Origin of the sequence: Saccharothrix mutabilis subsp. mutabilis (assembly GCF_039521145.1) — a bacterium.
GTDB lineage: Bacteria > Actinomycetota > Actinomycetes > Mycobacteriales > Pseudonocardiaceae > Actinosynnema > Actinosynnema mutabilis.
On the sequence record NZ_BAAABU010000001.1, the window covers coordinates 647,074 to 665,875 of the forward strand.

An 18,802-nucleotide genomic window follows, 5' to 3' on the forward strand; every position below is an offset into this window, starting at 1 on the left:
TCCCAGGGGTACTCGGCCAACAGGGGTTCAAGGGGAGTTGTGCGCATCTCAGTCGTGGTGCCGTGCTTCAACGAGGAAGCCGGACTGGAGGAGCTGTACGCGGCGCTGAGCCGGGTGCTCCCGCCGCTGGGCGGGGACTTCGAGGTCCTGCTGGTCGACGACGGCAGCACCGACAAGACGCTGGACCTGCTGCGCACCATCGCCGAGCGCGACGCGCGCTTCAAGTACCTCGCCCTGAGCCGCAACTTCGGCAAGGAAGCGGCCATGCTGGCCGGGCTGAGCCACGCCACCGGCGACTACGTCGCGATCATGGACGCCGACCTCCAGCACCCGCCGGAGCTGCTGGGCCGCATGGTCGAGATGATCGGCGCGGGCTACGACCAGGTCATCGCGCGGCGCACCCGCAAGGGCGAGGCGACGCTGCGCAAGCTGGTGTCGAGCCTCTACTACAAGATGATCAACAGGGTCATCGACGTGGAGCTGGAGAACGGCGTCGGCGACTTCCGCGTGCTGAGCAGGCGCGCGGTGCAGGCGCTGCTGTCGCTGGGCGAGTACAACCGGTTCTCCAAGGGCCTGTTCGCCTGGATCGGCTTCGACACGGCCGTGATCGACTACGAGAACGTCACCCGCGCGGCCGGCAGCAGCAGCTGGACCTTCCGCAAGCTGCTCAACTACGGCATCGACGGCGTCGTGTCGTTCAACTCCAAGCCGCTGCGCGTCGCGATCTACCTCGGCGGCCTGGTGACCGCGCTGGCGTTCGCCTACGCGGTGTTCGTGCTGGTGGACGCCGTGCGCAACGGCGTGGACGCGCCCGGGTACGTCACGCTGATGTGCGCGGTGCTCGTGCTGGGCGGCCTCCAGCTGCTGTTCCTGGGCGTGATCGGCGAGTACGTCGGCCGCATCTACTTCGAGTCCAAGCGCCGGCCGCACTTCCTGGTCAAGGAGTCGGCGGGCGCGGGCCACATCCCGGTGACCCTGCCGCTGGGCCGTGAGCTGCCCGAGCACGCCGCCGAGGTGCGCGGCGAGGTCGTGGCCGGCCCGTTCTCGGAGCGGTCCACGCCGTGACCGGGAAACTCGGCCGGATCGTCCGGTTCGGACTGGTCGGCGTGCTCAACACGGGCGTGTACTACGGCCTGTACCTGCTGTTCAAGCTCGTGCTGCCCTACATGGCCGCGCACATCGCGGCGTTCGTGCTGGCGATGGTCGGCTCGTACTTCATGAACTGCTTCTTCACCTTCCGCACGAAGCCGTCCTGGCGCAGCTTCCTGCTGTTCCCGCTGTCCAACGCGACCAACTTCGCGGTGACCACCGCGGGGCTGTACGTGCTGGTCACGTGGTTCGCGGTCAACCAGCGGATCGCACCCCTGCTCGCGGCGGCGGTGGCGGTCCCGTTCACGTTCATCATCGCGCAGTTGGTGCTCACCGGGCGGTCGAAGCCCGTCGCGCCACCGATCAGGGAAGAGGAACGGACGTCGTGACGACGCTCGTCCGGCGGCGGGTGTGGGGCCCGCTGGTCGCATTCGGCGTGTGCGCCGCTGTCGTGCTGCTCGCGCAGGTGCCGTACCTGCGCAACCGGTTGTTCTACGTGTGGGACGACAGCGCGGTGCAGTTCATGCCGACCTGGCACCACCTGGGTCAACGGCTGGTCGACGGCGACTGGCCGCCGCTGCTGGACGTCGACGGCTGGATGGGCGGCAACCTGCCCGCCGAGGCGCTGTTCGGCATCTGGAACCCGGTCAACCTGGGCAACTACGTGCTGGTGTCCCGGTTCGACGACCTGGCCCTGGCCGCGCTGGTGGTCAAGTCGGAGATCCTGGCGCTGCTGGCGCTGGGCGTCTACCTGGTGTGCCGGGAGCACGGCGCCGGGCGCGGGCCGTCGGCGGTGATCGCGATCGCGCTGCCGTTCAGCGGGTTCACCCTGTACTTCGACACCGCGACGTGGGTGGCCGGGCTGATGGCGTTCGCGTGGCTGCCCTACACGTGGTGGGCGGCGCGGCGGGCGGCGCGGGGCGCGGCGAGCCCGCTGTGGGCGATCCTGTTCGGGGCGCTCGCGGTGACCACCGGCAACCCCTACGGGCTGCTGGGCGTGTGCGTGGTGCTCGGGGCGCTGCTGGTGGAGAACCGGTTGCGGCGCGACCGGCCGGCGCTGGTGAAGCTGTTCCTGATCGGCGGGCTGGTGGCGTTGTTCGTGCCGCTGGTGTACCTGCCGCTGCTGGGGACGTCGTCGGTGACCATGCGCGCCGGGCAGGGGTTCGCCAGCGACGGCATCCTCATGCCGCGGCTGTCGGACCTGCTGTCGATGAGCATGCCCAGCCACCGGCCGATGATCCGGACGTTCAACCTGGACTACCGCCTGCACACGCCGGGCGTGTACTTCGCGTGGTTCCTGGTGCCGCTGCTGCCGTGGCTGCACTGGCGGCGGCTGCGCGAGCGGTGGCGGGAGCTTTCGGGCGTGTTCGTCGTGGCCACCGTGTACGCGCTGCTCGCGGTGGGCCCGTCGAACATGTGGATGTTCCGGTTCCCGCTGCGCCACCTGGAGGTCGTGTACCTGGCGATCGGGGTGCTGTTCGCGGTGGCGTTCACCGGCGGGCCGCGGTTCGACCACGTGCGGCGGCGGGTGGCGCTGACGGCGGCGGCGCTGGTGCTGTCGGGGTACCTGACCTTCGCGGCGCAGCCGTGGCAGTGGCGGCAGCACCTGGCGGCGTTGGCCCTGCTGACCGTCGGGGTCGCGGTGGCCGTGGCGCTGGCCCGGTTCGTCCGGCCGCCGGCGACGTACGCGGCGCTGGTCGCGGGCGTGGCCGCGGCGCTGGCCATGCAGACCTCGTGGTTCCCGGCGAACCTGGACGTGGCGGCCTACGGGTTCCCCCGGTCGGTGTCGGAGTTGAAGCGGCAGGCGCTGCCGCACGAGGGCACGACGTTCCCGGTGGGGACGGTGCTGCCGGGCAACGTGGGCCTGGTGGCCGACCTGAAGTCGACCGCGGCGTACTCGGGCATGTCCTTCCGCGAGTTCGGCGTCGCGACCTGCATGAGCTACCACGGCACGACCTGCCCGGCGAGCTTCGGGCGCATCCTCGCGCCGACCGCCGTGGACGGGCGTCCGCTGGTGGACCTGCTGCGGGTGGGCACGATCGTGGTGCAGAACGACGTGCTGCCCGACGTGCAGCCGCCGCCGGGGTGGCGGATCGGCGACCGGACGGCCACGCACACGTCGCTGCGCCGCGAGCAGCCGCTGCCGTGGCCGGGCGGCCGGCTGTCGTACGCCTCCCCCGGGGTGCGGGTGAGCGAGAACGTCTCGCCGGACGACCGCGACGAGTCGGTGCGGTTCACCAAGGACCGCGGCCCCGGTCAGCTCGTGTTCGCGCGCCTGGCGTGGCCGGGGTACCGGGCGGAGGTGGGCGGCCGTGAGCTGACCACCCGGCAGGGTCCGGCGGGCGTGCTCGTCGTGGACCTGCCGGCGGACGTCGAGGGCGGCGAGGTGAAGATCCGCTGGACCCCGCCCGGTCTCGGGCTCGGCGCGGCCCTGGCGCTGGCAGGCCTCCTCGGTGCCGTGGTGTACGCCCTGGTGAGCAGGCGGAGGCCACGGCGCGAGCGGCCCGCGCCCGCGGCGGAGGCCCCCCAAGACCTCGCCGTGGCGAACGCGTGACTCCCGGCGGTGGGTGCTCGCCCACCGCCGGCTCCCCCTCCTCGGCCCGCGCCGTGGCGGGACCACGCTACGACGACCCCGGTCCCGGACCGCGCCGACGCGTGCACGCGGCGTTGTCGATCCGGGTACGGTTGTGGGCGGGGAGGCACCCGTGCCGGACTTCACCACCGACCACACCGAGCCCGCCGCGGACCGGGTCGAGCGGTTCCAGGCGGCGGCGTCCACCGCGTTCGCGCCCCTGCTCGTCCGAGCGCACGACGGCCCGCCGTTCCACGCGACGATCCGCGCCCAGGCCACCGGTGGGCTGCTGGTCTCCGACATCCGCACGTCGCCGGTCACCGTGAACCGGCCGGCCGGGCGGATCAGCTCCAGCGACAACGACGTCTACAAGGTCGCGCTCCAGCTGTCCGGCACGATGGGCGTGGCGCAGGACGGTCGCCGCGAGGTCATGCGGCCGGGTGACCTGGCCGTCTACGACACGACCAGGCCGTACGCGCTGGAACACTTCGCGGCGCCCGACGGCGAGATCCGCACGGTCGTCATCGCCTGCCCCCGCCACTCCTTCGCCGCCGGCCCGGACGCCCTGCGCGAGGTCGTCGCGACCCCCGTACCGGCCACCCGAGGCGTCACCGGGTTGGTGGCGGCGTTCTTCACCGGCCTGGCCGACGAACTCCCGAACGTGGACGCCTCGGGCACCCACCTGGCCGACGCCCTGGTGGACCTGATCTCCCTGACCTTCGCGACCCCGCCCCGGCCCGACCCCTCGGCCCTGACCGCCCGCATGATCGCCTACTGCGAGGCCAACCTGAGCGACCCGACCCTGTCACCGCGCACCGTGGCCCGAGCCCACCACATCTCGGTCCGCTACGCCCACCGCCTATTCGCCGAGACGGACCGTTCCCTGGCGTCCTGGATCAGGTCCCGCCGCCTGGACCGCATCCGCCGAGACCTGGAAAACCCCCTCCTGGCCCACCGCACGGTAGCCGCCATAGCCGCCCGCTGGGGCTTGTACGACGCCCCGCACGTGAGCCGCCTGTTCCGAGCGACCTACGGCGTCAGCCCCACCACCTACCGCCGCGCCCACTCCGGCGGGTTCTGAGCCTCCCGGATTTGTCGGTACCCCGTGCGATCATGGAACCGGGGGCCGGAGGCCGGCCGCCTCACCGGCCGACGCGCCGGTCGCTCACCGGCTGGCGCGGTCAGCGGCTCGTCGGGCGGCGCGGTCAGCGGCTCGTCGGGCGGCGCGGTCAGCGGCTCATCGGGCGGCGGAGTCAGCGGCTCGTCGGGCGGCGCGGAAGTCGGCGGCTGCTCCCAGTGCTTCGCGCGCCGGGACGAACGGCGGGACGCTTCCGGCCACCGGGATCACCAGTTCCAGGAAGTCGGCGGGGAAGTCGGCGTGCGTGTTGGCCGCGCCGAACGGCCCGGGGTCCGCGCCCTCGTGCCCACGTGGTGCAGGCGCGTGATCGTCATACCGACCAACGTTCGCGCGAGATCAGCACGACTTCCGCAGCACCGTCCCGGACGTGCCGGGCAGCGAGACCGCCGTGACCGGCACGTTGCGCTCGTCGGCGTACGGCTGGCCCAGGTCGATGCGCACCGGCCCGGACTTCGTCGGGTTGGCGTTGACGATCACCGCGCCGCACGTGAAGTCCCGCCGGTACACCTTGGGCGCGATCTCGCGGTACGGCTGCTCGGCGGAGCCCAGGTTCCAGTAGTACATCGGGTCGCGGGCGGTGGGGTCGCCGTAGTCGTCGGTCTTCTCCACCTCCGCGATGGCGGCCTTGTCGCCGACGACCAGGTAGTAGCTCGCCATCGCGTACCGGAACGGCTGTTCGCGGCCCGGGGAGAAGTGCGGCTGCACCCAGGTGATCTTGCCGCGCCGCTCGTTGGCCGCGACCTCGGCGACCTGGCGGCTCCAGCCCTGGTCGTACTCGGGGAGCAGGTTGTCGTTGGAGAAGGCGAGCCACCACTCGTCGAAGCCGCCGTCGAGGTGTTCGGTGTAGGCGTCCCAGACGCCGGCGTGCAGGCGGGCGTTGGACAGGTTGGCGACGGTCTTGAGGTTCGCCGCGGTGAACTTGGGGCGGGTGTTGGCGAGCATCTGCTGGTACGCGGTCTGGAACGCGGCGTCGGTCGGGTACTTCCGCGGGCAGACGCCGGGGTGGTAGGCGTCGCAGGGGAACAGGGCGTTGTCCATGAACACGCCGTCGAACCCGCTCGCCTTGGCGTCGGCGATCACGTTGTCCGCCCACGTGTTCTGGTAGGCGGTGTTGCCGATGTCCATCTGCCAGTGGCCGGGGTAGCCGTCGTATTCGAGGCGCTTGCCCCTGGCGTTCTCCAGGAACCACTCGGGGTGCTCGCGGTCGGCGGCGCAGTAGCCGACGCCGGCGGGGAGGTGCTTGTCGTCGACGCCGCCGCGGCAGGCGTAGCTGCGGGTGGAGGACAGGTCCTTGTAGACGAAGACCTGCACCTTGGGGTTGTGGTGCTTGATGCGGCGCAGTTTGTCGCCTTCCCAGGCGTTGAGCACGATGTAGGCGTGCCGGCGCGCTTCGGCGGCGAGCATCCACTCGGGCGTGGGGGTGCCGTTGAGGTGCAGCCAGAACGACTGCGCGTCCCCGACCCCGACGTAAGAGTTGCCCACGGCGGGCACCGGCGCGACAACCACAGCCGCAAGCATGCCCACCACACCCAACAGCCGCCCACCCCACCCGTTCATCAGACCCACCTCGTCGCCCGTATGACACCACCACCCCACGTTCGAGTGATGGCCACAGTCACACTGCGTCCACTGTGGAGTTGTCTACCCCGGGCCGAGGCGGTGAAACGTCCGCGCGATCAGCCGACCACCTCCAACCAGGCCTGACGGGCCACGGCTCGGGTGAACTCGCGGACGTGCAGGCCGGCTCTCAGCCAGGCCGTGGGGAAGGCTTCGGTGTCGTCTCGGACGACTCGGCCGAAGGCGTCGCGGTCTCGGTCTCGGCAGGTGGTGGCCAGGTCGGTCAGGAGGGCGGCGGTGGTGGTCAGGCCGGTGGTGGCGAGGGTGGTTGCGGCTCTGGCGGTGGAGGGTGGGGCGGCGGCTGGGCGACCGCCGAGGGTGATGCGGTGCAGGACGTTCTTGAGCGGGGCCAGTGGGGTGGGGATGGCGGCGGAGGTTGGGGTGAGGTGCTGGGTGGGGGTTGACCGGTGGGTGATGTAGGAGCGTTGCAGGTGGTCCAGGGAGAGGTCGGCGTGGGTGTCCAGGGGCTTGGGAAGGGCCAGGGCCGGGCTGGCGACGGCCAGGGGTGTGGCGGTGCCCGGGTGGTCGAGGGTGGGGCGGGCGATCACGCGCAGGGGCAGGCCGGGGAAGTTGGCCAGGACGCGCAGGTTCTCCCTGGCGGTGTCGTTGCCCGGGGTCAGGTCGAGGGTGCCGGTCGCGGTCGTCATGCGCAGGGCATGGCCTGCCGGGGCTGTTACCTCGCCTTCGGCGAAGAGGAGGGTTGGGGGGCGGTGGGATTCCGGGAGGTCCAGTGCGGCGAAGGCGGCGGTGAGTTGGTCGGTCAGGGGGCGGGACCAGAGGGCGGTCAGGGGTTCGGCGTCCCAGGGGGCGCCGGAGGCCGCTACCGCGCGGACCTGTTTGCCTGCGCCCAGGCGGTGGTCCGGGGATGCGGTGCCGCCGGACAGGAGCAGGCCGGCTCTGCCCAGGGCGCGGTGGGCCAGGCCGGATTCGCCGATCGCCACCGGGCCGTTGGCGGCGGCCGGGACGCGTTCGGGACCGCCGGGGAGGATCGACGGGACGGTCCACAGGGTGCCGGTGTCGTCCACCAGGTGGGTGATCACCCCGCCGTAACCCGATGTGGTGACGACGGCTTCGGTGCACAGGCCGTACAGGCGCAGGGAACCGATGGGGCGGTACTCGCGTCGCGCGGTGCCGCGGTGGGCCGTGGTTGCGGTGGGGGTGGTGCGCAGGTCGTGGCAGAGCAGCATCAGGTCGACCAGTTCGGCCGCCAGGACTTCGCGGTCGAACGAGGAGTCGCCGGATTGGCACGCCGCCAACGCCGTGGCGATGCGGAGCCCGCCGGCGGCGGCCCGGTGCAGGCCGGTGACGCGGGCGGTGTGCACGGCCCTCAGCAGTTCCGCCCGGACGACCACGCCGCTGCCGGCCGCGCCGGCGCGCAGGATCGTCGCGCAGGCCGCCCACAGCGCGTTCGCGGCGTCCTGTTCGGCGGGGCTGACGGCGGACTCCCCATCGACCCGGGGAGGTGGTGTCGGTCCGCTGGGAGTGGTGGCGGATTCGGTGGCTGGGTCGGTGGATTCGAGGGGATGGGTGGGCGCGAGGGCGGGTGGTGCGTCCGTGGCGTCGGGTGGGGTGGTTGCGGGGTCGGTGATGGGGGCGGCGGCGACTGCTACGCCTCGGTGCAGGCATTTCGGGGCCAGCAGGCAGGTGCACGCCAGGTTGGTCGCGTCGGTGAGGACGCCGTCGTGGAGGGTCCAGGTCAGGGTGGTCTCGGGGTCGAGTTCCGCGCGGGCTTCGGTGGGGGACGTGGTGATCTCCCAGCTCGACGCGCGGTCCAGCGAGGTGTCCACGCGTTTGCGCAGGCGCGGCGGCAGGGCGTCGAGGACGTCGGCCAGGACCGCGGGGGCTACCGGCGGCAGGGTCATGAGCGCACCTTCTCCCCCACCCAACGGGCCAGTTCCTGCGGGCTCAGCGCCGCCACCGGCATGCCGGCCGCGACCAGCGCGCCCGCGACGGACGTCGAGTAGCGGGCCCTGCCCCTGTCGTCCAGGCTCGCGCAGCCCAGCACGGTCACGCCCGACGCGACCAGCTCGCGCACCTGCGCCACGAGCGACCCGACCGGGCCGCCCTCCTCGAAGTCGCTGACCAGCACCACCATCGTCCGTTCCGGAACGGTCACCAGGGAACGGGCGTGCCGCAACGCGCCCGCGATGTGCGTGCCGCCGCCGACCCGCACCTCCAGCAGCAGGGACAACGGGTCCGCGACCCGGTCGGTCAGGTCCACGACCTCCGTCGAGAACGCCAGGAAGTGCGTCGTCAGCGCGGGCACCCCGGCGAACACCGCGGCGGTCAGCGCGGACCAGACCGTGGACGCCTCCATCGAGCCGGACACGTCCACCACCAGCACCAGCCGCCAGTCGGTGGCCTTGCGGCCACGGGTGCGGAACACCGGGCGCTCCGGCACGACCAGCACGCGGCCGTCTTCGGTGCGCCGAGCGGTGGCGAGGTTCGCGCGCAGGGTGCGGGGCAGGTCCAGGCGCCCGCCGGGGCGTCGGGTCGGGGTCGGCAGCTGGATGCCGGTCAGCGCCGGGCGGACGCGGTTGGCGAGCTGGGCGGTCAGTTCCGCGACCAGGCGCGCCACCAGGGGGCGCAGGCGCGCCAGGGACTGCTCGGACAGGCCGCCGGCCAGGGACAGCACGGTCCGCAGCAGTTCGACCGACGGCCGCACGGACTCCGGGTCGATCGCCATCGCCGCTTCGATGCGCCCACCCTCGGCGGCGGCGGCCAAGACCTCCTCGCGGACGCGCTCGCCGAACAGGTCCGCCAGCTCCTCGGACCACTCCCGGACGTCGGGGAACGGGGCGGACCGGTCCGCGCCCAGGTCGCCGCGCCGAGCGCCTTCACCGCGGTCCGCGCCGTACAGCTCGTCCAGGGCGGCGGCGAAGCGGGCGGCACCGGCGGGGCGGTCGCCGCGGGAACCCAGGACCAGGCGCCACCTGATGATGTCCGCGAGGTTGCCGGCGGTGGCGGGTGCGGGTGATTCCGGTTCGACGGCCGGAGAGTCCACAAAGGACGGTGCGTCGCCGAGGTGGTGGGAGCGCAGGGACTCCAGGGCGGCCAGTTCGGCGTTCAGCCACACCGCGAGCACCTCGGGGTCGGGCGCGCCCGGCACGTCGACCCGGTCGCCGGTGCGTTCCTCGACCACCGCCAGCACCCGTGAGCGCGCGGCCGGGCCGACGGAGGTGAACGCGCCGCGCAGCGCGGGCAGGCGGTCCAGGAAGTCCTGGTCCGGCAGGGCGCTCACGCGGTCCAGCAGGGGGTTGAGGGCCTCCGGCGTCTCCAGGAGGGGGCTCGCGGCGGCCAGGACGCCGGTCAGGCCCTGGCGCAGCACGGTTCGCCGTTCGGGTGTGGTGGCGTTGTCGATCCAGGACGCCACGCGCTCGCCCAGTTCGTGCGGTGCGGACAGGCCCAGCAGGACCCGGGCCGCACCGGCCGCGCCGGCGATCATCGGCACGCCCTCGTCGGCCAGGCGGCGCAGCGCGGACGCCAGGCGGATGCCGGTGCCGTGGGTGTCGTGGCGGCGGCCCAGTTCGACCAGGGCGTGGGCGTCGGCCGGGTCCTCGGAGCCCGCCAGGCCGTCGAGTTGGGCGACGGCGGCGGTTTCCAGTTCGCGGGCCAGCAGGGGGTGTGCGGTCAGGACGTCCGCGGGGGTGCCGGGGACGTGGCCCGCGCCCAGGCGGTCCAGCAGGGCCAGGGCGGCGAGGAGGTCGTTCAGGGTGCCGGCGGACGGGAGCACGGTGGCCGTGTCGGTGAGCAGGTCGCCGACCAGGTCGGGCAGGCCGCAGCGGGCGGCGTCGTGGAGGTCGGCCAGGACGTCGACGGGCGTGTGGCCGCCGCGCTGCTCGCGTTCGGCGCGGCGGGCGCGCAGGCGACCGCGGGCCGCCAGCGGCAGGGTCGCGCCCCACCGGCCCGCCACCGGCAGGGTCGCGGCGGTGGCCGGGGACCACGCGGCGGTCCACCGGGTGGTCAGGGCGTCGCCGCCGCCGACACCGGCGGTCGCGGTCTCCTCGGCGTAGGAGACGCCGAGGACGGCCAGGCGGCGCAGCGCGATCTCGCGGCGAGCGTCCAGAGTGGACCGGAGGGGGTCCAGGCGCAGGTCCGCGGGTTCCCGGGTGCCCGGGCCGGGCAGGCGCAGGTCGGCCAGGAGGTCCTCGACGGCCGGGGCCAGGCCCGAGCGCGGGGCGCCGGGCGCGAGGACGCCCGTGCGGTGGCCGACCAGGATGTCACCGGCGGCCCGCGCCACGACCCGGCCGCGCCCGAGCGGTTCGGCGTGGGTCAGCACGGACTGGACCGCCTCGACCAGCTCACCCCGGCCGGGCGCCGGCAGGCCACGCAGGCGGGCGAGGTCGACCGCCATCCGCAGCGCTTCCCGCGCCTCGCCGGGACCGGCCGGGTGCCCCAGTTCCCGCACCCGCGCGCAGATCCGCACGATGAACGCCGCCGCCGCGGCCTCGATCGCGACCGGGTCTCCCCCGGCCTCGAACACGGCCTGCTGCCACTCCGGGTCGCGGATGCCCGCCGGGTAGCCGGAACGCTCGTCCAGCAACGAGAACCCGTAGGGCACCAGCGAGGTCACCAAGTCGAACTTTTCGTCCACTGTGGACTCATCGGTGGCGGGATCGAGCAGCGCCGCCGCGTGGAACGAGCCGACGACCGCCGCGCAACGCCGGTCGCCGACGCGGGCGACGGCCTGCCGCATCCACGCCTCGCGGCGCAGGTCGAACGGGTCCACGCCGGGCCCGCCTGCGGCGTCGCCGCGCAGCGCCCACCCGACGAGCAGGGCCGCGCGCCGCACGGACTCCGGTGTCTGGCCGGGCGCGGCGGCCTCGACCAGGCGGTCCCACAGGTCGTCGCCGTCGCGACCGGTCACCGCGCGCTGGAGCGCGTCGGCGAGCGGTGTGCCGGTGCTCGCGGCCGGCGTGTGGCCCTCGCCGCGCAGGGACAGGGGGAGGTCGCAGGTGCGGACCTCGACGCCGTGCGCGAACGCCCACCGGATCGCCGCCAGCTCGGGTGAGAAGTCGGCGAACGGGTAGAACGCGAGGCCGCTGCCGTCGCGGTGCGCGCCGGACAGCGCGACCGGGGCGGTCAGGCCGGGGTCCGCGAGGTGCGGCAGCCACGAGCCCAGCTCCTCGGGCAGCTCGACCAGCAGCACCTCCGGGTCGGCCGCCGCGAGCAGGTCGGGCATGACGGCGGCCAGGGCGGGCGAGTGGTGCCGCACGCCGATGAGGACCGGGGCCCGGTGCTCGGCCAGGCGGGCGGCGAACTCGCGCGCGTCGGCCCGCCCGCGTGAGCCGGCGGGCTCTCGCGGGCCGGCGGGCTCGCGCGGGCCGGCGGGCTCGCGCGGGCCGGCGGGCTCGCGCGGGTCGGCGGGCTCGCGCGGGCCGGCCGATCGCGGCGGGCCGGCCGAGCCGCGTGGGTCAGTCGGCTCTTGTGAGTCGGCAGAGCCGCGCGGGTCGGCGGGTTCGGGCGGGTCGGCCGGTCCCCGCCGCTTGGCGGGGGCGGCGGGCGGGGGCGGGTTAGGCGTCGAGGACATCGCGGAGTTCCCAGAGTTGGCGCCAGGTGCGGGCGCCGGTCTCGGCTCGGCGGCGCACCGCGCCGTCCCAGTAGCCCAGCAGCTTGGCCGCGTCGGACGGGTCGTCCTTGCGGACCACGCCCAGCAGGTGGCCCGGGAGCAGGGACAGCGGGTCGCGGTCGCCCGGGAAGTACGCGTCGGACAGGCCCAGCGCGGTCGCCACCGAGACCGCTTCCGCCGTGCTCATCACCGTGGACGGCCGCTCCACCGCCCAGCCCTCCTCCGACACCCCGTTGCGCAGGTCGCGGAACGCCGTGACCAGCACCTCCAGCACCACGTCGTCCACCGCGAACGGCGCGCGCACCCGTTCCAGCGCCGCCGTGGCCTGGCGGCGCACCAGCTCGGTCTCCGCCGCGAGCGACCCGATCGGGCCGACCGCCTCGAAGTTGAACCGCCGCTTGAGCGCCGCCGACATCTCCGACACGCCCCGGTCGCGCAGGTTCGCCGTGGCGATCACGGTGAACCCGGGCGCGGCGTGCACGGCCTCGCCCTCGGTGCCCGACAGCTCCGGCACCGCGATGCGCCGGTCGGACAGGATCGACACCAGCGCGTCCTGCACCTCCGGCAGGCAGCGGGTGACCTCCTCGACCCGCACCACGCCGCCGCCCCGCATCGCGTTCAGCACGGGCGAGGGCACCAGCGCACGCGGTGTCGGTCCCTCGGCGAGCAGCAGCGCGTAGTTCCAGCCGTAGCGCAACTGGTCCTCGGTGGTGCCCGCGGTGCCCTGGACGACGAGTTGGCTAGTGCCCGACACCGCCGCCGCCAACAGCTCCGACAGCATCGACTTCGCCGTGCCCGGTTCGCCGACCAGCAGCAGGCCGCGTTCACCCGCGAGCGTCACCACCGCCCGCTCCACCAGGGCCCGCTCCCCCACGAACTTCGGGCGGATCGCCAGCCGCGCCGGCAGCCCCTCGACCGGCGCGGGCAGCGCCAGCGCGTCACCGCCGCTGCCCATCACGAACGTGACCACCGCGCGCGGTGTGAGCCGCCAGCCCGGCGGGCGCGGGCCGTCGTCGTAGGCGGCCAGGAACGCCAACTCCTCGCGGTAGGCGTGCTCGGCCGGTTCGATCTGCCGTGCGGCGGTCACCGTCGTCCTCCGGTCTTCAGCTCTTCGTAGGCGGGGGTGTCGCCGTCGAGCACCCGCCGCCAGGCGCGGGCGAACAGGTCGGCGACGGGTTCGCGGGGCACGATCACCCCGGCGGGCTGCGTGGTGAAGCCGAACATCGGCGCCTTCCACGACTCCAGCGGCACGTGCGGGCTGCCCAGCGCGAGCCACCCGCCCGGCAGGAACAGCGAGCGCCCCGCCCGCGCCCGCTTGGCGGTCAGCACCAGGTCGGTCGCCGCCAGCGCCTCCCGGGCCTTGCGCAGCCGCGCGGGCTTCCACCCGGTCCACCGGGTCACGTTGGCGTCGGTCGGGTCCGGCAGCGCCAGCAGTTGCAGGTACAGCACGGCCGCGTCCTCGGGCAGGCCCGTGGTCGCCGCCACCTCCGCGACCAGGTCGGGCGCGGACACCAGCGGGTCCTGGAAGTACACGTCCGGATCGACGTCGGCCCGCGCCGCGCACGCCGCCGTGAACGACTCCGCGCCGAGCACGTCCAGCGCCGCCACCACGCCCTGCGCGTAGCCCAACTCGGCCAGCGCCGCCAACTCCCGCCGGTCGCCCGGGCCGACCAGGCCGACGTTCGCGATGACCCGGCTGTAGTGGTCGTCGCTGCGGATCACCGACAGCCACGGCCGCGCCTGGAACACCTCGCCCTGCGCCGGCTCGGCGATCCCGAGCAGCGCGTACAGCGGCTTGGACTCCATCCAGTTGCTGATCTCCACGAAGAACCCGGGGTGCGCGACCCGCTGCCGCACCAGGTCCAGCGCCACCGGCAGCGAGGCGCGCAGCGGCGAGGCCGCCGGCAACCGGTAGGCCAGCCACGCCAGCACCTCGGGCGCCGCCTGCAACGCCTGCGTGCCGAAGCCCTCGGGGTGGCGGGCGACCAGTGCGCCGCCCTCCAGCCGCTGGTCGCGGTCCACGGTCAGCCACGGTGTGCTCTCCGGGTTGACCACCGCCGTCACGTACTCGCCGCTGGAGCGGATCGGCAGCTTCACCGCGTCGGCCAGCACGTCGTCGGGCACCGGGCGGCGCACGCCCAGCTCGGCGATCCACACCTCGGCCACCGCCGCCACGTCCGGCCCGGTGGTCCACAGGTCGGCCGGGTCGGCGGGCACGGCCGCCGCGAGCAGCCGGCGGCGGAACGCGTCGTCCAGCGGGCGCAGCCGTTCCTTCGCGGTCTTCGCGCCCGCCGCGGACAGGCCGAGCAGCTTGCGCTCGGCCGCGCCGAGGTAGGTGGACTGCCACGCGTCCACGCCCGGCATGCCGGCCAGCAGCACGGTCGACTCGGCCGTGCCCAGGCCGGTGCGCTCGGCGAACTCGGCCACCGCCGCCGGGAACCACGGCGCGGGGCCGCGGTCGGCGAGCGCCGCCAGGAACCGCCGGATCCGCTCGGACCCGAACGTCGTGGCGATCTCGTGCGCGAACTCCAGGGTCCAGCCGCGCGGCAGCTCGAACCGGCCCGGGGTGGCCGCGTATTGCAGGCCGTCGTACCGGTTGTCGGCGTTGTACCGCCAGTTCTCCTGGTACACCGCCAGGAAGCCGCCCGCCACGGGCGTGACGCGGTGCTTGGGGTTGGCCGTTCCCTCCGGCACGACCGCGCCGACCATCCGCCAGTGCCCCGGCGCGTCGGCGAGCCCGTGCTCGGCGATCGCGCCCAGCAGCAGCGTCACCGCGTCCCGGTGCTCCGGCGGGGTCAGCGGGGACGCCGCGCGGTGCGCGAGCGCGGCCAGGTCCGGCAGCCACTGCCACCACCACGTGGGGCTGTGCTCGCCCAGCTCGCGGCCGGCGGGTGTGGCCTCCGCCGCGAGGGCGGCCAGCTCGGCGACCTGCCGGGGCACGCGGGTCTCGACGGTGCCCGGGCCGCCCGAGGCCGAGTTGAACCACGACAGCGCCGCGCTCATCGCCTCCTCGGTGACCACCGGGCCGCGTGGCGCGAACACCGACGTGTCGACCGCGCGGGCGAGCTCGGCGATCTCGCCGTAGCGGCGGTACCGCAGCAGCAGGTCGGCCGCCCGGCGCACCAGCTCGACCACGCCCGCCAGCAGCCCCGGGTGGGTCAGGCCGGGCAGGGCGCGCAGCACCGCGCGGACCAGCCCGTGGTCGTGGTCGCCGCGCGTGAACGCCGCCAAGCGCTCCGACCGGCTGCGCGCGTCGGCCGGCGCGTCGAGGGCCGCCGCGAGCATCGCGTCCACGGCCTCGCGGGACACCGCGCGCAGCGCCGCCGACCCGGCCTCGTCGCGCGGCTTGAGGACGTGCCACCAGTCCAGCGGCGGGACCAGCGGCGTGCCGGCGGCGAACCGCTGGAAGCTCGGCTCCGCCTTCACCTCGCCCAGCTCCACGCCGTGCTCGTCGTGGAACGTGACCGCCGCCAGGCCGCCGACCAGGTCGAGCCGGCCGCCGCCGGGCAGCCGCAGCGAGCCGACCGGGTTGGCCCGGCCGGGCGCGACCAGGCGGACCCGCCGACCGTCGACGCCCTCGCCGACCGCGACGCCGTCCGCCTCCCGGCGCACGCGCCAGCCGTGCAGGCCGGCCGCGGCGCCCAGCGGGCTGCCCAGCGTGGCCTCGACGGCGGGCCGCAGGTCGCAGTCGTCGAACGCGATGGTCGTGCCGTCTGCGGTGAAGTCCTCCACGAACCGGGGCTGGCTCTCCCGCCCCTTCTCCCCCGTCGCCGGATCGACCTCCCGCCAGCGCAGCGTCCGCTCGCCCCACGCGCAGGTCCACAGCGACGTGCCGTCGCCGTGCGCCTGCGCCGGCTCGGGCAGCTTCGTGTCGCCCGGCCGCACGGCCCGGCCGCCGGAGAAGCGCGAGCCGTCGGCCAGCGCGATGGACGCGCGCGGCACGCCGTGGCCGCCGTAGTACGCGCTGCGCCCGGTCTGCGGGTCGAAGACGTGGTCGGGCGCGTCGCTCCAGTACGCCCGCTCGCCGTCCTGGCCGTGCCAGCGGACCAGCAGGACCCCGTCGAACCAGTACGCGCTGGGTGCGAACGCCCACCGGTTGCGGTCGTCGGCCGGGATGCGGGACACGTGCTCGGCCAGGATCCCGTCCGGCCCCACCACGACGAAGGTCTCGCCGCGGCGCAGCACCAGCGCGGGCCAGCCCTCGCCGCACATCGTGACGCCCTCGTCCTTCGGGCCGCCGACGCGCAGCTTCGCGACCGCCTCCTCCAGGGCCGGCCAGCCCAGTTCGTCGAGCAGGCCGGCGCGCAGGGTCGCGTGCAGCGCCGCGCCCACGTCGGTGGCGGCCAGCGCCTCGGCCGCCTCCGGGATGTCGGCGAACGCCTCCGGCACCGCGACCACGGCCAGGTCTTCCAGGTGCCGGCCCAGCGCGGGCAGCCCCAGCGCCGAACGCCCGGCCCGACGGGAGACCCAGTGCCGCAACGCGGTGCGCAGACCCGGCACGGACAGCACGGCGACCAGCACCTCGGACGAGACCGACGCCTTCTGCCGCACGTTGCGCAGGTAGGACACCAATCCGTCGCCCAGACCGCGCACGAACCGCTCGGACGCGGCCAGCGCCGTCAGGTCGCGCCGGCCCGGTTCCTCGTCGGCCAGCCAGCCCTGCACGTACAGCTCGCGGTCCGCGTGGTCGCCCTCGGCGATCGGCACGCCGCGCGACACCATCAGGTCGAGCAGGTCCAGCTCGCCCTGCCGCCACGACCGCAGCGCCCGGACCGGCTTGCCGTCGGCCACCAGCCGGTCGGCCATCGCCTCGACCAGCTCCAGCAGCGCCGCGGACCGGGCGTGCTCGCGCCACCCGCTCGACCGGACGCCGAGCACGGACGACAGCCACTCGGCGGCGTCGGCCGCCCCGCCCGGCTCCACCAGTTCGCGGATCGCGCCGCACGCCGTCAGGATCTCCAGCCAGGTGTCCAGTGTGGACGCCGAAGCGGGCACGAACGTGAGCAGCAGCGCGCGGACCCCGGCGTCGGCCGTGGCCAGGCGGATCAACGAGTCCCGGTAGGACTTCCAGAACGACGCCGTGGCGCGGCTGACCGCCGTGCTCTCCAGCACCGCCCGCAGCAGGCGCTCGTCCTCGGCGCGCAGGTCGCGCTTGGCCGCGCGGGCCAGCCGGCGCAGGTCTTCGGGCATGCCCGTGTACGGCGGCAGGCCGCCCTTGGTGCGCTCCACGCACAGCGTGAGGAACAGCTCGTAGGCCGCGTCGGCGTCGTGCTTGCGCGCCAAGCCCTTCGCGTGCGCCGACAGCGCCTTGGCCGTCAACGCGCCCGCGAACGCGAACTCCAGGAACACCTCGCGGGTGCGCTCCGGGTCCACGGCGAGGTCGTGGACCTCCTCCGCCTCGCGCGCCTTGCCGAACATGGTGGCCGCGTAGGTCTGGTTGCCGTGCTGCACGAAGATCCGGCCCGCCTGCTCGTAGAACGTGGGCAGGAAGTGCGGCGCGGAGCGGCCCAGCATGTCGCCCAGCGCGGTGAACCCGTCCTTCGCCGCGCCCGCGCGGGACTTCGCCACCCGCGCCAGCCGCTCGACCTCCTTGACCAGGTTGAGCGCGTGGTGGGCGTTCTTCGGGTCGTTGACCAGCGCCCACGCCGGGAAGCCCAGCGCGCTGCGCCGGCCGGTGCCGACCTCGGCGACCCTCCCCGGCTCGGCGAACCCGAGGAACTCGCAGGTCAGGTCCTCCGCGCGGCCCAGGACCGCGGGCACCAGGCGGACCACGACCCGGTCCGCCAGCGCCGGGTGCGCGTAGTGGCGGGCGGTGACCGTGTCCCGGTCCTCACCGGCCGAGCCCACGCCCGGCAGCACGGCGCCGGCCGCGATGAGTGCCTTCTCGGTGCTCATGACGCGACCGCCTCCTCCACGACCCGGCCGGCGTGGATCGCCGACGCCATCCGCATGCCCTCCGACCACGCCACCGGCCCGACCTCGGCCAGCGGCACGGTCGTGCCGTTCTCCAGCGCCCAGCTCAGGTCGCCGGTCCACGTCTCGCCCTCGGGGTAGTCCGACCCGATCCAGAACCGGGCCTCCACCACCCGGCCGCCCTCGAACGCCGAGTACACCGCGTCGCCGCCGCGCACCGGGTAGCCCAGCGTGCGGCACCGGCCCAGCGCGTGGTTGAGCTGCTCGAACTTGCCGCCGGAGAAGTCGTCGACGGTGTTGCGCGCGGGCAGTCGCGCGGGCTTGGCGAAGGTCTGCCGGAACAGCTGCTGCACCTTCTGCTCCACGCCCAGCTCCGCGCCGAACTCGCGCAGCTCCTCCAGGTCCGCCAACAGGACCGGGTGCGGCACGGTCACCGCCTCGGGCTTGCGGCGCACCGTGTCGCCGTCCAGCGTCACCACGCCCAGCCCGCGCTCGGCGTCGGCGTCGCGCAGGAACCCGACCTCGCCGTCGGCCACCACGACCAGGTCGCGCAGCACCGCGGCCCACGCCGCGTCCGCCCACACCTCCGCGAGCAGCGCGGTGGGCACCGGCAGCGACCGCACCATCCAACCGTCCACGGTGGCCAGGCACTCGGCCTCGTGCCGCGCCAGCCACTCGGCCAGTTGGCGCAGCTGCACGACCTGCGGATCGTCCTTGATGGACGATGGCACCGAGGACAGCACCTTCCCCTTGGCGTTGCGGCACTGGACGCGCCCGCCCTCACCCAGCCGCACCTGATACCCGGCAGCGGCGTCCAGCCAGCCCACGGCTCCTCCAACCAGTCGATCACAACGTGATGGCGGGAGGTTAACGACGAGCACCGACAAAAACGGATCACTCGGCG

10 protein-coding genes are annotated in these 18,802 nt (G+C 74.4%); 4 read left to right on the forward strand and 6 right to left on the reverse strand.

Features of this window, described 5'->3' with window-relative positions; genetic code table 11:
• Nucleotides 1-39: 39 nt before the first annotated feature.
• The 4 genes from ABD126_RS02995 to ABD126_RS03010 all read left to right on the forward strand — a co-directional run bounded on the left by ABD126_RS02995 (nt 40) and on the right by ABD126_RS03010 (nt 4,742).
• On the forward strand, nt 40-1,065 hold the full coding sequence (locus ABD126_RS02995; RefSeq protein ID WP_343932014.1) for a glycosyltransferase family 2 protein: 1,026 nt from the start codon (nt 40-42) through the stop codon (nt 1,063-1,065).
• Nucleotides 1,062-1,478 carry a GtrA family protein gene (locus ABD126_RS03000; RefSeq protein WP_343932015.1) on the forward strand — a complete coding sequence of 139 codons (417 nt, stop codon included), beginning with the start codon at nt 1,062-1,064 and terminating at the stop codon, nt 1,476-1,478. Before ABD126_RS02995 ends, ABD126_RS03000 begins: the two co-directional genes overlap by 4 nt.
• Entirely contained in the window at nt 1,475-3,643 is a 2,169-nt protein-coding gene (locus ABD126_RS03005) for a hypothetical protein (RefSeq protein ID WP_343932016.1), read from the forward strand. The genes ABD126_RS03000 and ABD126_RS03005 overlap by 4 nt, the downstream gene beginning before the upstream one ends.
• 151 nt (nt 3,644-3,794) lie before the next feature.
• Nucleotides 3,795-4,742 (forward strand): AraC-like ligand-binding domain-containing protein, encoded by a 948-nt coding sequence (locus ABD126_RS03010; protein WP_343932017.1) that lies wholly within the window; start codon nt 3,795-3,797, stop codon nt 4,740-4,742.
• A gap of 393 nt (nt 4,743-5,135) precedes the next feature.
• On the opposite strand, the gene ABD126_RS03015 is transcribed toward ABD126_RS03010, so the two are convergent.
• From ABD126_RS03015 to ABD126_RS03040, 6 genes are all read right to left on the reverse strand, one after another.
• A complete protein-coding gene (locus ABD126_RS03015; RefSeq protein ID WP_343932018.1) occupies nt 5,136-6,356 on the reverse strand; it encodes a putative glycoside hydrolase in 1,221 nt (406 codons plus the stop codon).
• Between the two features lie 119 nt (nt 6,357-6,475).
• Nucleotides 6,476-8,278, reverse strand: coding sequence for a hypothetical protein (locus tag ABD126_RS03020; protein WP_343932019.1), 1,803 nt, complete (start codon nt 8,276-8,278; stop codon nt 6,476-6,478).
• Nucleotides 8,275-11,946: a DUF5682 family protein gene (locus ABD126_RS03025; RefSeq protein ID WP_343932020.1), complete on the reverse strand. Its 3,672-nt coding sequence runs from the start codon at nt 11,944-11,946 to the stop codon at nt 8,275-8,277. Before ABD126_RS03025 ends, ABD126_RS03020 begins: the two co-directional genes overlap by 4 nt.
• A complete protein-coding gene (locus tag ABD126_RS03030; protein ID WP_343932021.1) occupies nt 11,930-13,072 on the reverse strand; it encodes an ATP-binding protein in 1,143 nt (380 codons plus the stop codon). Before ABD126_RS03030 ends, ABD126_RS03025 begins: the two co-directional genes overlap by 17 nt.
• Nucleotides 13,069-17,880: a hypothetical protein gene (locus ABD126_RS03035; protein ID WP_343932022.1), complete on the reverse strand. Its 4,812-nt coding sequence runs from the start codon at nt 17,878-17,880 to the stop codon at nt 13,069-13,071. The genes ABD126_RS03030 and ABD126_RS03035 overlap by 4 nt, the downstream gene beginning before the upstream one ends.
• Complete coding sequence (locus ABD126_RS03040) at nt 17,877-18,725, reverse strand: DUF4132 domain-containing protein (RefSeq protein WP_343932023.1); 849 nt, start codon at nt 18,723-18,725, stop codon at nt 17,877-17,879. The genes ABD126_RS03035 and ABD126_RS03040 overlap by 4 nt, the downstream gene beginning before the upstream one ends.
• Between the last annotated feature and the right edge of the window lie 77 nt (nt 18,726-18,802).